Origin of the sequence: Mycoplasmopsis verecunda, assembly GCF_033546915.1 — a bacterium.
GTDB lineage: Bacteria > Bacillota_I > Bacilli_A > Mycoplasmatales > Metamycoplasmataceae > Mycoplasmopsis > Mycoplasmopsis verecunda.
The window spans coordinates 272264-288698 of record NZ_CP137850.1 but is presented as its reverse complement, the minus strand read 5'-3'; the positions used below and the strand labels follow the sequence as shown (position 1 = coordinate 288698).

General features: G+C 27.1%; 10 protein-coding genes and 1 riboswitch. Of the genes, 5 read left to right on the top strand and 5 right to left on the bottom strand.

Annotated features, from left to right (window positions below):
* Window positions 1-3 precede the first annotated feature (3 nt).
* From SAM46_RS01270 to pepF, 4 genes are read right to left on the bottom strand one after another with little or no spacing between them, the layout of a single operon-like run.
* Window positions 4-1338 carry an ABC transporter permease gene (locus SAM46_RS01270; protein WP_143826119.1) on the bottom strand — a complete coding sequence of 445 codons (1335 nt, stop codon included), beginning with the start codon at window positions 1336-1338 and terminating at the stop codon, window positions 4-6.
* Window position 1339: 1 nt separating this feature from the next.
* A complete protein-coding gene (locus tag SAM46_RS01265; RefSeq protein WP_078747088.1) occupies window positions 1340-2509 on the bottom strand; it encodes an ABC transporter permease in 1170 nt (389 codons plus the stop codon).
* A gap of 10 nt (window positions 2510-2519) precedes the next feature.
* Window positions 2520-6389 (bottom strand): OppA family ABC transporter substrate-binding lipoprotein, encoded by a 3870-nt coding sequence (locus tag SAM46_RS01260; protein WP_078747089.1) that lies wholly within the window; start codon window positions 6387-6389, stop codon window positions 2520-2522.
* An 8-nt stretch (window positions 6390-6397) separates the two neighbouring features.
* On the bottom strand, window positions 6398-8236 hold the full coding sequence (gene pepF / locus SAM46_RS01255) for an oligoendopeptidase F (RefSeq protein WP_078747090.1): 1839 nt from the start codon (window positions 8234-8236) through the stop codon (window positions 6398-6400).
* Window positions 8237-8322: 86 nt separating this feature from the next.
* A riboswitch (Lysine riboswitch) is annotated at window positions 8323-8489 on the bottom strand.
* 355 nt (window positions 8490-8844) lie between these two features.
* Between pepF and SAM46_RS01250 the strand changes: the two genes are divergently transcribed.
* From SAM46_RS01250 to SAM46_RS01230, 5 genes are all read left to right on the top strand, one after another.
* On the top strand, window positions 8845-9597 hold the full coding sequence (locus SAM46_RS01250; protein ID WP_078747091.1) for a chromate transporter: 753 nt from the start codon (window positions 8845-8847) through the stop codon (window positions 9595-9597).
* Window positions 9579-10241, top strand: a complete 663-nt coding sequence (locus tag SAM46_RS01245; protein ID WP_318024798.1) for a chromate transporter — start codon at window positions 9579-9581, stop codon at window positions 10239-10241. The genes SAM46_RS01250 and SAM46_RS01245 overlap by 19 nt, the downstream gene beginning before the upstream one ends.
* Window positions 10242-10412: 171 nt before the next feature.
* Window positions 10413-11738 carry an IS1634 family transposase gene (locus tag SAM46_RS01240; protein WP_318635620.1) on the top strand — a complete coding sequence of 442 codons (1326 nt, stop codon included), beginning with the start codon at window positions 10413-10415 and terminating at the stop codon, window positions 11736-11738.
* Window positions 11739-11755: 17 nt separating this feature from the next.
* On the top strand, window positions 11756-12067 hold the full coding sequence (locus SAM46_RS01235; protein WP_318635619.1) for a hypothetical protein: 312 nt from the start codon (window positions 11756-11758) through the stop codon (window positions 12065-12067).
* A gap of 235 nt (window positions 12068-12302) precedes the next feature.
* The gene (locus SAM46_RS01230; protein WP_318635618.1) at window positions 12303-13955 is read left to right on the top strand and encodes an IS1634 family transposase; all 1653 of its coding nucleotides are present in this window, start codon (window positions 12303-12305) and stop codon (window positions 13953-13955) included.
* Between the two features lie 188 nt (window positions 13956-14143).
* Here the strand turns inward: SAM46_RS01230 and SAM46_RS01225 are convergent, their stop codons facing one another.
* Window positions 14144-16432 carry a hypothetical protein gene (locus SAM46_RS01225; protein WP_078747213.1) on the bottom strand — a complete coding sequence of 763 codons (2289 nt, stop codon included), beginning with the start codon at window positions 16430-16432 and terminating at the stop codon, window positions 14144-14146.
* Window positions 16433-16435: the final 3 nt, after the last annotated feature.

The following is a 16435-nucleotide window of genomic DNA, read 5'->3' as shown; positions in this document are numbered from 1 at the left end:
CTCCTATCTTGTTTTAATAACTTTCGGATCTAGAGCATCGTGTACTCCTAGAGCAACAAAGTGAAGTGAAACCGAAATTAATAATAGAATTAATGCTGGCAATACTAGAATGAATGCATTATCTCCGGCTTGTGAAGCTGCACTTGATAAAATAGCCCCAAGGTTTGCTTGGTCTGATTTGAAGAAACCAAGGAATGCAAGAGATGATACAGACATAATAATTGATGGTATAGAAGCCACATAGCTAGTTGAAATTTTTCCAATAATAGCTGGTAGAGCATGTTTGTAAATTAATCTTGATTTCGAAGCACCAACTGATTTTGAAGCAGTGATGTATTCTTGATCTTTAACTGTAATGATGAACATTCTTGTGCTTCCAACTGAACCAACTCAACCAATGAATACTAAAGCAATACCTAGTGTTAAGTCAGTTGTACCGAATGTTGAAGCAAAGATTAATAATCAAATAAGTGTAGGTGGAGCAACAAAGATATCAATTAGACGCATAATAACTGTATCAATTCATGATCCAACATGGAATCCTAAATATGCTCCAATAGCTACTCCAATTATTGTTTGAATTGTAGCAACAATAATAGCTAATCTAATTGCTTGTCATGTTCCAACTCATGATAATGTTCAAATATCGATTCCTTCTCTATTTGTTCCTAAATAAGTTGATAAATTGAATTGTGGATTTAAAGCAATTATTTTATCAATTTGCGCATTAACTTGTTCTACTGTAGCTACATTAGCTTTTCCATCAAAGATTTTATTTAGTGCGATAGCAATATTACTTACTTTATTAAATACATATGCATTAACTTGTGTAGTTTGTATCCCGTCAGCTAAATCAATAATTTTAATAGCATTATTAGGGTTGTCTGGACCAAAATACATAAATCTTGATCATAATAATCCGTGGTAATATTGTTTATCAGCTCAAGTATTTAATGTTTTATCAAAATCATTAATATTATCTGCTGAATATCAAGGTGAAAATATTGGTGGTAAATTTTGCACTGTTGGAGTACTTGTATCTAATTTAGCTCCACCAGGAAGATAAATTGGAATTGTTGTTGATAATGGTTCAGTAGCCGAATATTTAGCTGAAGCAGTAACAACAATTGAGATAACTAGAATTGCGATGAAAACAATTAAAGCTAATACTGATGATCAACTTGTGAAAAAACGTTTAAAGATTTCAACAAGTAGTTTTTTAGGTTTTCCAGCTATATTATTTAATAAACTTTCTTCATGAGGTGCAAAAGAAGTAATAGCGGGTCTAAGTTGATTTAATGAAAGATTATATTTTTTCTCAAACTCTTTGGCATTCATGCTATTTTCCTCCTTTCGCTACTGTTTCATTCATTTCGAATTCTTTATTTCTTTCTTTTCAAGCAGCTATAAATTTAGTGTAACTATATGGTGAGCTAGTTGTATATTTAATTCTTGGATCTAAGAAAGCAAATGAGACATCCACAATAATAGTGGTAAATAAACTTAATGCTGTAAAGAATACAGTTGAGAACATAATAATGTTGATTTCACCTTTAGGGAATGCTTGCGCAATTACTTGTGATGTCCCTGGTACATTTCAGTATGTTTCAATAACTATCCCACCACTAAGCAATCCGATATATGAAGGAATTAAGATTGCTGCTAATGGAATAGAGATGTTTCTTAAAACATATTTGAAAAAGATTTCTCTTTTTGAAAGTCCTTTTGATTTAGCAATTAAAATGTAGTTTGATGTTAATACTGTAATAACTTGGTTACGTGTATATGTAATGTATCCTGATAATGAACCTAGCACAATAATTGCAATAGGCGGTATTCAAGATACAATCATTTTGCCTACACCATAAGCTTCTACATCTGTTTTATTATTAAAGTTAATAAATTGTGGTGGTATGTTTAGAGAAAATAGGATCGAAATTAAAATAGGTGCAATAACGAATGAAGGTAGTGCAATGAAGAATAATGCGAAGAAATTAATTCCAGCATCATATACACTTCCTCTTTTGTATCCTGCAAAAATACCTAATGTAATTCCTAAAATTGCTGATATTACAAAGGCAGGCAATGTAATAATAATTGAGTATTTAAGGTATTTGAAGAAATACTCTGAAATAGATGTTGTATTTGTTTGTTGTAATAAATTTTGATCAAATGGTAATCCAAATGGATTTTTTGGGTTTGTAAATAATTCTTGAATTCAGTATCCGAAACGAATAAATGGATTTAATCTCATGTTCATTCAAGTATTTTTTACTTCTTCATAGTTTAAATTATTAGGAATTAAGTGATACTGAACAGATTTGTCGTATAAATCACGTAATTCTTTTGCTGTAGTCCCGGCATGACCACTAGCTGATTGTTGTGCTTGGATAGCTTTTTGTGCAAAAGGGTTTTCTGCAAACTGGGCTACTAATAAGTAAACAACTAGCGTAATGATTATCAAGGTTAGTATTGCAAATCCAATACGCTTAAGTATATATTTTCACATAAATTCCTTTCTATTTAGCTTGTTTTACAACTCTATAGTTTGTATTATCTTCATACCCATTGTAAGTATTTGGCATGATGTAGTTAGGATTTGATAGTGTTTTAGAAAATGGCGATTTTGAGGCTGATATCGAAAACATATCAGGAGCATAACCAGCTATATTTCTGATTTCTTGAGCTAAGTTTACTAAATCTAATTTATCCACATCGTCTCTTTGTGAATATGCTAATCAGAATTTAGCGTTGAAATCATTAAAAGTTATATATTGACCAGATGCAATTTCTTCATCAGCTAGTGGAATAAATTGTCCATTTTCATATTTTGAGGTGCCTAATCAATTTTCCATATTAAGCACATCACTAGTTGGCATATTTTTAGCTATATCTTCTAATGAAACAGATATTTTATTACCATCTTTTTTAATATATTCAGCAAATATTTGTGATGCTTTATATAGCTGAGGATAAAGCACTTGCATTTTAGCTGCATAAGATTGATTAGTTAAGATATTAGCAAATAGTGCTATAAAGATTTGATATTGAGACATACCTGTAATTCCGGATGCAATTCCATTATAGTCATATCCTCAACTCATTCTAACAAATCCTGTTGAGTCATTTATTCAGTAATTAAATCATTCATTTCTTTTTTGAGGCTCAAATTCTTTATATTTAAATGATAATCTAGGATCTAGTGAATTTACTGTGTTTACATAGTTTATATAAGCTTGTTTAATTTCAGCTGTAGTATTTGTATAGGTAGACATAATGTCAAATTGTACTTTTTGACCATTTAACTCTGGGTGTGCTGCATATACTTGGTCAAGTAAGTTTTTAATTCTTGTTTGTATTTGCTTGTATACAACTGATTTAGCAGCATCTTGAACAGCAACGTCAGTTGTTGTTGAATCGCCTGTAGTTAGATAAGGTGTATCAAATCCATCAAAAACAATTCTTTTACCTGTACTTGAATCTATAGCATATGTTGAGTTAATTAAATCCATATTTAATCTTAAGGTATTAGGCGCAGAATCATCAGCATCATTATCCGTAATATTAGCATCAGGAGCAAATGGGTTAATTCATGGATTAACTTCCACGCCAGGTCTTGTATATGATGCTAAGAATTGTCAATTAATTGCTGCAGAAAGTAGAGTTCTAAATTCTCCACCTAATCCAGTTGTCGTATATTCAAGTAAATTTTTACCAACACCAGATGAAGCTTGTTGAGCTGAAATGTTTCACATTGTATAAGCAAAAGCATCATTGTAATGTACTTGACTTGAATTTTTAGGCAGTAATCTTCAAGTTAATTTTTGAGTTAAAGCATCTTTCGATAATATTTGTTTGTAAAGCAATCCATATGCTTGTGGATTAGTATTAACTAATCTAGCATTTGATTTAGTTAAATTAAAATATGCATATGTTGCTAGTCCACCTGCTAGATATTGATTATAAGAATTAACTTTATAAGTATCATCAGAAATTTCAGATTGTTGATATGATGTAGTAAATTTCAACATTGTTTGATTTGAACCAGTATAAGTATCATCAAAATAATATTTATTTAAATGTTGCGAGAATGTAAAAGTATCTGAATCAAATGGTGTTCCGTAGTATTTACCTGCGAATAAAGTTGTTTTAGGATTAATTCCATATCAATAAACACCAGTTTCTCTTACTAGTCCAGAAGCAGATAAAATAGCTTCCTTAATTTGATTGTATTTAGCTTCATCATTTCTAACCGAAATATCTTGTGCATAGATATCTTCAGTATTTGTTAATGTAGCTTCTTGTAAGTAGGCTGATGGAGCAGGAACAAAATCATAATTAATTGCAACTGTATCTAGAAACTTAATAAATTCAGCCGGGTCTTGTTGAATGTTTTTATGAACCATAAAGAATTCATCCACATTTCCATTAGCATTTATTTCTTTTTCAACTGCTGTGTCTTTATTTAAGAAAGCTTGGAAATTAATGTTGAATAATGAGTATAAATATTCATTAGGGAATGTTCCATGTGAATCATATTTATTGCCAGGTATGCTTAATAAGTCTCTAGCTTCTTCATCAATATATTCACTACCACCATTAGCATATCTATATTTTGCATCATTCATATATGTTCTGACAACAGATACATAAAAGTCTTCAGCTTGAATTGGGTATTTAGTTCTATTACCATTTGCATCAACTCAAACTTGTCCTTTTCTAATTCTGAAACCGATTTTACTTGCATGTGATAAAGCATCTTGGAAATGTAGCGAGTTAATTGACTTAGGATTACTTGAAGTTCTTGAAACAACAGATAATGAATATGTATTGTCTTCTTTATCAGGTTTTGGAACTAATCCAGCATCATCCGCATCAAATATTTCAACATCATAAGTTGTTTTGCCATCTACAGTTTTAGGATTACTATAAACATAAATTGCATCAGCTAATTCCAATTTGTATCTTTGGATAGCTGGAGAAACAATTGATTGAGTTACTTTTTGGTGGTATCCTTTTTCATCTATGCTGTAATTATCTGTGCTTTTAACAACAGTTCTTCCAAGTGTTTCTATAGATATTAAACTTAATGTTGTGGAATCAACTGTCGAAGAAGCACTTCTACCTCCATATGAACTTGAAAAATCATATGGTGAACTAGAAATTGAATAAGGCGAATTATATCCAATTTGGAATACTCTAGCTTTTGCTATTCTATCTCCAACCGGCGAATTACTAAATGTATAATCAGGATTTATAATCGCATTTAACTGTTGTTGAGTTAAATATTTATCAGTATCATATGTAGGCTCTTGATAAGTATCTAAAGCATTGATATCATATAAATAAATATCTTCTCTTACTTCTTTTAATTGATCAAATATACTTGTATATTGAGTAAATTTTTGATTAAGTGAAGGTTCAATATTTTGACTAATATAGTTTAATACTTCTTCTTTTTTGGATTTATATGCATTATCATCTTGAGTAACTTTGTTTTGAATATTATTTACAACTGTATTTTGAGCATTTATATCAGAATTTAGTTGTTGTGATTTTTCTTGATATCCATTAGTATTTCCTACTAAAGACACTTTTAAAATAGCATCTTTTACTTGTTGTAATACATTTGTGCTTGATATTATATTTACTTGTGCTTTTTGCAAATTAGCTTCTAATTCTTCTTTTACTTTAGTGCTTCTGTTTGTAATATCTGCATTAAGCTTTTGAATTTTTTCACCCAATGTTTTTAATTCATCAGCATCTTCAATATCTTTTGTTTGCTCTTTTAATGTATTTAACTCTTCTTGTAGGTTCTTAATGGCTAAATCATTATTTTTAACATCTTCTTGTGCTTTCTGTAATGCTGCTTGTGCTTTCTTTAAGGAAGCAGTTGCATTATCATATGAAATGCTATTTGTTTTATCTGAACCTTGAGCAACTTCATATGAAGCGCTTTCTAGCGATTCTAAATATTGTCTAGTTTTAGCATTAACTCCTGAATTAGGTAATTTATTAACTAAATCAGATAAAGTATCAAAATCACTTACTCCTTGAGCCATTTCAAAATATTGCAATTCACCTTTTAATGTATTTAATTTATCTTGCTCTTGCAGTAATGTAGATTGTTCTTTTCTTAATGTGTCAACTAATGGTGATAATTCAGATAATTTAGTATTCTTTTGATTTTGCAATGTTACATATTCATTCCATAAAGCACTTGATTGTAAATTTAATTCTTTAGCTTTATTCTGATATTGAGTTAATGTATTTTCATTGTTAATAGTTGTTTCTTTTGTACGTTTTTGATCACCACAACTAATCGATACAGCTATTGGTGCCATTACCACAATTGGAGAAATAATTCCTAGTAATAATTTCCTTTTCATATGTCTCCTTACTTAGTTTTAAAGATTTTATTTCCTAATTTAATTCATTCATCAATTAAGTCTTGTACATATTTAAATCCTAGTGAATAAAAATCTTCAGAATTTAAATCAACACCCACATTTTTTAAAATTTCAATAGGATAATTAGAACATCCAGCCTTCAAGAAATTATTAATGTAACTTTCTAGAGCTGAAACACCTTCTTTTTTATATTTAGCAAAAAAGTAATTTGCTACTAATTGTCCTATGGCATACTTGTAAACATAAAAACCATAATAGTAATGTGGTACATAAATTGATTTTAAATTATCTTTTTCTTTATACTTATATTGTTTTTTCTTATCTATTTTATATTTTAAAGAATTTTTGAAATAAATTTCAGAAATAGTCTCATAGCTACCAGATGCATTTCCTGATGCTATTTCTTTATATAAATCATATTCATAATTTGCTCATTCCACTTGTGTTAATACAGTACCCGAGAATCCTGTAATCATGTTGGTTAATATCTTAAATTTTAAATTATCATTATCTGATGTTTTCAGTAAGTAATCAAATAACATTAATTCATTGAAAATAGAAGCAATTTCAGCTAAAAATATTGGATATTGTGAATTAACTAATGGTTGATATTTTGACGAAAAATAAGAATGCATTGAGTGTCCTAGCTCATGAGCTAAAGTTTCAATACTATCTAATCTACCATCAAAATTCATTAATATGTATTTCTTATCAATACCATAAGTTCCACCAATACTATAAGCTCCACTTCGTTTATTATTCACCGGCATATAATCTATTCAATGTTCATTAAATGCTTTATGTACTTCTGTGTTATATTCATCACCAAATGGTTTCATAGCATTTGTTACAATTTCTTTAGCTTCTTCTACACTATATTCAGATTTAACACTAGCCAAATCTCTTGTAGTGTCTCATTTTTGCATTTTTTCACCATATTTCGCTTTATAGAATTTTTTATATGCTTTAGAGAATTTGTTAAAAATTGAAGCTCTATTTGAAACTTGTTTAAATAAGGTATTTAATATTTCATCTGAAACCTTATCACTTGCTGTAAGCATAACCACAGCAGAATCATATTTTCTAATTTTTGCTTCCACAGTAATAGATTTAAAATGTTGATATAAGGTTTCTGATAATGATTGTCTATGCTTATAGTAAGCATCTCAAAAATTAATATATGCTTGCTTTCTAACTTCTTTATTTTTAGATTTAGCAAATTGCACACGATTAGTTGGATTGAGTTTAACTTTTTTCTTATCTGTTATATTAATAAAGCCATAATCAAGTTCGCTATTAGTAATGATAGAAAAAATATTATGTGGGTCTGGTTCCCCAAGAGCTGTTTTAATAATATATTCTTCAACTTCATCACTTAATTTATGAGAGTATTGTTCAATTAAATCTTCAATTCCTCTCTTATATAAAGATAATCTAGGGTCATCATTTCATTGCTTCATTTGTTCTATATGTGCATAGAAGCGATTTAATTCAGAGCCAAATTCTTCTTCTAATTGTTGATTTAAAAATTCATAATCTTGTAATAATTTTTTAAAATTGGGATCAATGATATTGATATTATGGTTATTCGATAAATAGTTATCAATCTTATAACTAATTAATGTTTGAGTTTCAGAATCTTTTAAATCACTTAAATAAGCTTCAATACTAGTATATTTAGTATCTTTATTAGCTATTCTTTTCTTAAAAACATTTTTATATTGCTCAATCCATTCTTCTAAAGTTTTTCCTTGCAAGATATCTTCCAAATCCCAACGATATTGTTTTGGTACATCAGAATATTTTTTATATTGTTTAGCTACCATTTTTCTCCTTATTTAAATGAAAAAAGAAAGTTTTGCAAGCCATAAACTCACAAAACCTTCTTTAATAATCATTAAAAGAGAATTTGCAAATCTATAGCACCAATGTTGTTAACAAAGAGTAGAAATCTTTTATGCTTTTCTACCAGCTTTAAAGTTGCCACTTTAAATGCTTCGGCTTTTATATCCTTTCAATATTCATTATCGTGTGCCCACTAGAATATTTACTATTACTAAAAGCTCCTCTATAGTTTTTAATTAGCAATAACAGATTTCTGTTGAATCTGTTATTTATAAAACAGATACAACTAAATATTATTCATCATAATTTGTCATGTAAGACGGATGAAATTATTAATAATATTAGTTGTAAAAATAATTCTTTCTGTTTTCATGAGATAATTATATCACAAAATAAGCTGTATACACTTATTGCGATATTGTACCAAATTATATAATTATGTAATTTTTACACCTATGATATAGTAATTAATAAAATCATTAAATTTAGTTAATATTTTTTGTATTTCATTTTTATGAACTAAAAAATGTTAAATTTGGATTTTTATAATTATTTATAAATTGATAAAATACACAAAAGAAAGGATTGAATGGAAAAAGTTAAAGAAAAAGACAATAGAAAGGCTGGATTTTGAGAGGTTTTTATATTTATTTTAAAAGTAACCATTATTGGTTTTGGTGGTGGTAATGCTTTAATGCCTGTTATTCAGCGTGAGGCTGTAGGAAAGAAGAAATGATTAAGCGAAGAAGAATTTGATGATATTGTAATTGTTACTAATATGCTTCCTGGTGCTTCAGTTATTCAAACTCTTTCTTATATAGCAGTTAGTTTACTAGGAAAAGTAAAAGGTACTATTTTAACATTACTGGCAATTATTCCTCATGTATTATTGGCTTTTACTTTCTTAGTTGTTTTAACTAAATACTTTCCGCCTGAATACTTAAAAATAATTTCAGTTGGTGTGCTAGTAGCAATTATTGCATTTTTAATAAATTTTGGTGTTAGATATGCTAAACAAGCTCATAAAACTATGTCTACTCCACTATGAATTTTAATATTCTTATTTTCAGCTGGTTATTCATTATTTATACCTGCTCCTTATAACTTACCAGTTGTTGCAATAGTAGTAGTTATTGCTATTTATTCATTTTGATACTTATTAACTAAAAAGAAAAAAGCAAAATTAAGTCAAAAACAAAAGGAAGAAGAACAAGTAAAAATATGTGAAATAGGTAAAGAAGAATTAATTGAATCAAATTTAGAAACAAATATGCAATGTACTATAAAGCATAATACTTATAATAATATTAATTTGGAGGATAAATGATGACACCTATTATAGGATTTATAGTTTGTATACCTTTAATTATATTTATATCACTATCGGTTTTTGGTGGTGGTCAAGTATTTATGCCCATTTTTCAATGATTATGAAATTTAATGCATTCTACTTTTGGTATTACTCAATTAGATGAAACAGCTATTAATAATATCTTCACAGTTGCCAATACTACTCCAGGTGTAGTATCGACTAAATTTGCATTCTTTACAGGTTATGTTGTTGCTAATGGCTCTTGATGAGGATATATAACTATGTTTATTACATATTTGGTATTTTGTCTTCCTGCTATTATTGTTATGGTAATAACAATGAAATATGTTAAAAAATTTAAAACTAATTCATTTGTTGCTAATATGTTAATTGTGATGAAACCAATAGTCGCAGGTATTATGATATCACTTGCTATTTCTTTATTAATATCTATATTAGTTCCTGAGTATTACTTTAATTCTTCTACCAAAGGATATTTAGGTATTTCAGAAAGTAATTATTTTACTGGTTATAAAAATGTTTTATTAAAGATTTATGTTCCAATTGGAATTATAGGTTCATATTTCCTAGCTAAGAGAAAAGTTTCTTTGTTTTTAATAATTGTTGTAAACATTATTATTTCTTTATTACTCTTTGCACCATATGCTGGATAAAAAAACCAGAAGTTTATCTTCTAGACCTGAGTTTCCAAGTTACGGACTCAAAATATTGATTTTAGAAATTAAATAAGATTTCATATACCTTTGGTATATGGAATTTTTCATATCCCATAAATTATTCATTTTTTTACTTGTATTACTTGTATAATATGATAAAATAGGAGTATGGAAAGTAAATTTATAGTCATAAAACATAAAAGAAAAGACCATACATATATTTCGATAGCCACATCAAATGGATATGGAAAAGGTTATAGTAATCAAATAGGATTAGGAAGATTGGAAAAATTACAAGAATTAAATTCAGAATCTATTAATGTAATTAAAAATTCAATAAAGAATTTATCAATAAGTGAATCAAAAGACAAAATTAAACAAGCAATTATGTTTGATTTAAATAGTTCAAAGTCTGAAACATATAATATTAATTACGGAATTAATCTTCTTTATGATTTAATTGATAAATTTGAAATATTTAGTGCATTACCAAAAACAAGACATAAAGATTTAAACAGATTACTAAAGTACACAGTTTCATCAAGAATTTTGAATGCAGATAGCTTAATTTCTACATATAAAAATAAGTTTCAATACGAAAATACACCAGATTATAAAAAATCTAGTTATTACACATTGCTTGATATTTTGAACAACAATGAAAGCAAAATTCTTAAACAATTAAACGAAAAAATAACAAAGAATACATCTAGAAATATTGAATTAGTTTTTTATGATTCTTCAACAGCTTATTTTGAAAGTTTTAGAAGAACAGGTTTGAGATATCCTGGTTATTCAAAAGATGGTAAATTTAAAGAAAAATTAAGTTGTTATTGGTTTAGCAACAGATGAAAATGGGATTCCGATTCATTACAAATTATTTTAAAGGTAATACAACAGATTCAAAAACATTTATTCCTTTTTGTAATAGAAATGAGCAAAATTTATAACATAAAAAATGTAACAATAGTTGCTGACAAAGGAATGTCTGTAACTGCAAATTTAAGATTTTTAGAACAAAAAGGTATAGATTATGTTATTTCATACAGATTAAAATCAGGTCCAAAAGATTTTAAAGAATATGTTTTAAACGAAACTGATTATATAGGAACTGAAGAATTTAAATATAAGGAACAAACAGTAGCATCTTTATATAACAAAAGAGACCTAATGGTCATCAGAGAAGAAAAAATCATAACATATAGCAGGAAACGAGCTTTAAAAGATAAAGCTGATAGAGATATATTGATTAATAATTTCAATAAATTAAAAAATAAAGATGGTTATGTAGAAGGTTCAAAGTTATTAGGCCACAAAAAATATAGATTCTTTAAAAGAAATGGTGATGCACGATACGAATTAGATTTAATCAAGCTAAATGAAGATAAACAATTTGATGGATTTTATATTTATGAAACATCAAGAAGAGATTTATCAGCACAAGAGATAGTGGAAATTTATGCAAAGCAATGACAAATCAGAAGAAAACTTTAGAACTTTAAAAAATTCACTTGAAGTTAAGACCTATGTATGTATGAACTGATGCACATATAAATGGACATTTCTTGTTATGTTTTATTTCATTAGTTATTTTCAAATATTTGCTGTATACAATAAATAAATCATTAAATGATTATGGTGTTATAGATAAATTTACAAATAAAAGAACAATAGAAGCGATAAAATCTGCACAAAAATTTGTAAAAGTTGTAGATGGTAATGTTGTAGACGAAATTTACATAAAAAATAGTGAAAATAATTCATTAATACAAGATTTTGAACTAATAAAAACGATATTTAATAAATTTGTACAAGTAATTTAGAGCATGAAAAAACGAACAAGTCTATACGGTAGAAATGTTCGTTTTTATTCCGTTATAACTTGGAAACTTAGGGTAAACATTATTATTTCTCCTGAGTTTCCAAGTTACGGACTCAAAATATTGATTTTAGAAATTAAATAAGATTTCATATACCTTTGGTATATGGAATTTTCATATCCCATAAATTATTCATTTTTTTACTTGTATTACTTGTATAATATGATAAAATAGGAGTATGGAAAGTAAATTTATAGTCATAAAACATAAAAGAAAAGACCATACATATATTTCGATAGCCACATCAAATGGATATGGAAAAGGTTATAGTAATCAAATAGGATTAGGAAGATTGGAAAAATTACAAGAATTAAATTCAAATCCTATTAATGTAATTAAAAATTCAATAAAGAATTTATCAATAAGTGAATCAAAAGACAAAATTAAACAAGCAATTATGTTTGATTTAAATAGTTCAAAGTCTGAAACATATAATATTAATTACGGAATTAATCTTCTTTATGATTTAATTGATAAATTTGAAATATTTAGTGCATTACCAAAAACAAGACATAAAGATTTAAACAGATTACTAAAGTACACAGTTTCATCAAGAATTTTGAATGCAGATAGCTTAATTTCTACATATAAAAATAAGTTTCAATACGAAAATACACCAGATTATAAAAAATCTAGTTATTACACATTGCTTGATATTTTGAACAACAATGAAAGCAAAATTCTTAAACAATTAAACGAAAAAATAACAAAGAATACATCTAGAAATATTGAATTAGTTTTTTATGATTCTTCAACAGCTTATTTTGAAAGTTTTAGAAGAACAGGTTTGAGATATCCTGGTTATTCAAAAGATGGTAAATTTAAAGAAAAATTAAGTTGTTATTGGTTTAGCAACAGATGAAAATGGGATTCCGATTCATTACAAATTATTTTAAAGGTAATACAACAGATTCAAAAAACATTTATTCCTTTTGTAATAGAAATGAGCAAAATTTATAACATAAAAAATGTAACAATAGTTGCTGACAAAGGAATGTCTGTAACTGCAAATTTAAGATTTTTAGAACAAAAAGGTATAGATTATGTTATTTCATACAGATTAAAATCAGGTCCAAAAGATTTTAAAGAATATGTTTTAAACGAAACTGATTATATAGGAACTGAAGAATTTAAATATAAGGAACAAACAGTAGCATCTTTATATAACAAAAGAGACCTAATGGTCATCAGAGAAGAAAAAATCATAACATATAGCAGGAAACGAGCTTTAAAAGATAAAGCTGATAGAGATATATTGATTAATAATTTCAATAAATTAAAAAATAAAGATGGTTATGTAGAAGGTTCAAAGTTATTAGGCCACAAAAAATATAGATTCTTTAAAAGAAATGGTGATGCACGATACGAATTAGATTTAATCAAGCTAAATGAAGATAAACAATTTGATGGATTTTATATTTATGAAACATCAAGAAGAGATTTATCAGCACAAGAGATAGTGGAAATTTATGCAAAGCAATGACAAATAGAAGAAAACTTTAGAACTTTAAAAAATTCACTTGAAGTTAGACCTATGTATGTATGAACTGATGCACATATAAATGGACATTTCTTGTTATGTTTTATTTCATTAGTTATTTTCAAATATTTGCTGTATACAATAAATAAATCATTAAATGATTATGGTGTTATAGATAAATTTACAAATAAAAGAACAATAGAAGCGATAAAATCTGCACAAAAATTTGTAAAAGTTGTAGATGGTAATGTTGTAGACGAAATTTACATAAAAAATAGTGAAAATAATTCATTAATACAAGATTTTGAACTAATAAAAACGATATTTAATAAATTTGTACAAGTAATTTAGAGCATGAAAAACGAACAAGTCTATACGGTAGAAATGTTCGTTTTTATTCCGTTATAACTTGGAAACTTAGGGTTTTTTATTCCGTTATAACTTGGAAACTTAGGGTAAACATTATTATTTCTTTATTACTCTTTGCACCATATGCTGGATAAAAAAACCTAGAAGTTTATCTTCTAGATTTTTTATCATTATTTTACATGCGCAACATTAGTGAATACATCATTTATTGTGTAATCTGATGAAAGCTTTGTTAATAATTCGTTATCAATATTATAATCTCCAACATAATTAGGGAATAATTGAGGTGATTTTACAGATAAATAAGCTTTATAAATATCAATTGCAATTCAACTATTAGTTTCAGAATCATAGAACTCTATTCAATAAATACCATTTTTAGCAGTTTCGATAGATTTTTCTAAGTTTTCTTTATCAATTTTTGATGTAGATGATTGTAATTGAGTTTCTAAATCTTGAATAAGTTTTGAATTTGTACCTTTTACTAATTGTAATTTAAATGCACCATTAGCAAATAATAATTGAGCATATAGTTGGTTAAGTGAAAATACATTTGTAATAGCACCACTAATGTATTTGGTTAAATTACTAAAATCATTTTCAATTCCTGATTTAAAATAAGAATTTTGTGAAATCATTGAATCATCAGATATAGTTGTACTATGTGTCATATTTTTAAGAACACCTGATAACCCATTAATTTTTACCATATATTTAGAAACTTTTTCGTCGTCAGTTCCGGTTATAGATGTTGCATCTAGAAGTTGATTTGAAATAGCCGGCCCACCTTTTAATTTTAATAAATTAGTTGAATATGAAACATAAGCATTAAATAATGATTGTGCTTCTTCAAGTGTTAAAGCTATTTTACTGTCAATTTTGGTTTTTAATTCAGATATTGTTTTAAATGCAGGAACCATTTCTCTATCAGAGAATAATTTAATTGATTCCATTACTTTTTTTAGACCTTCTAATTTCACTTCTTCATTTTTAATGAATTGCTCAGCACCTTTTTTAGAAGCTTGAGCTCTCGCTTTTTCTTTTCCTGACTTAGTTTCAATAATTTCTTCTAAATTTTTAATATTTTTCTTTTGAGTATCTATATTTGTTTGCATGTCATATAAGGCAGGCACATATGCTGATGATAAATGAGATCAGAAGAATATATAAGGATCTGATAGAAACTCTCTTTGTTGTTCATCAGTTAAAACTGATGTATATGTTTTTCCACCTCTTCCATTATCAGTATTAATAGTATCAAAAACTTGATATTTGTTACTTTGTATTAATCCATCTGTATTATAATCAGAGATAACATCTGGGTTAACCCCTAGAATTAAGTATTCAGGTGCAAAACCTAAAGCAATACCTCTATTTTCATTTGCTGATAAGGAAACCGAATAATTCTTATATCTATCACTCATTAGATTGAATACTTTTTTAAGATAAGTTTTAGGTTGATTATAAACATTCATAAAGTTAAATTCTGTTATTGAATTGAAAAAATCTTTTTGTACAGTTTGAAATACAGGAGTAGGTATATTGTTATAAAGTTTTAAAATGGTTAAATAATTAAATGTTCCTGTTTTGTTTATATCATCTCAATAAAATATTCTTTTGGTTCTATTTTCGTTTGTGTTAGGAAATTCAGCCATATTCATTAAATATTTGGCATAAAAAGGTGTATCTTTAAGGAAGTTATCAATTACTTGTAAAGCATCATCCATAGTTACTTCATCTGACGGATTATCAAACTTAAATAGTTTGATAGATCATGCATCAGAAATTAATGAAACTAAACTTTGCACCTGTGCAGTAATGGTAGTATCTGCATTGTCTGTTACATTTTTTGATTGTTCATCAACTGAATTAATAGCATTATCATTATAAATATTTGTTCTTTCAGATAGTGGTAAATTAGCTAAATCAACTAATTGTTGGAAACTTCTATATACCTTTGGAACACCTTTGTATTTTCAATTATTTGAATTAATATCAGATAGATAAGATTGCATTTGATCATTTAGTTTTTGAATCTTTTCTAAAGCGATATCTTTACCCTCTTTTGTTGGGATTAAATTAATAACTTTATCATTTGGGATAAATTTATTGTCATTTTCATTAATTGTATATAAATCTTTAAATGTGAATATATAATTATCATTGTTTACTTGTAAGGATTTTGATGGTGCATAAACAAAAGATGAAAATGAATATTTTAGAAGTCCATTATCATATAATTCATTTTCAAATTTCACTAAATTAGGCTTATTATATTTAGCTTGTGAGGTAACTCTTTCTTTTACTGTGAATCCATTACCACCTTCTGAAATAAATTTCTGAGCATATTTGACTGTTGAATCATCTTTGTAGAAACATGAAACAGCAGTTAAAGGTAAACCGGCTAACATAATTGTTGAGCCTAAAATTAATTTTCATTTCTTAAATTTTAATTTCATAAC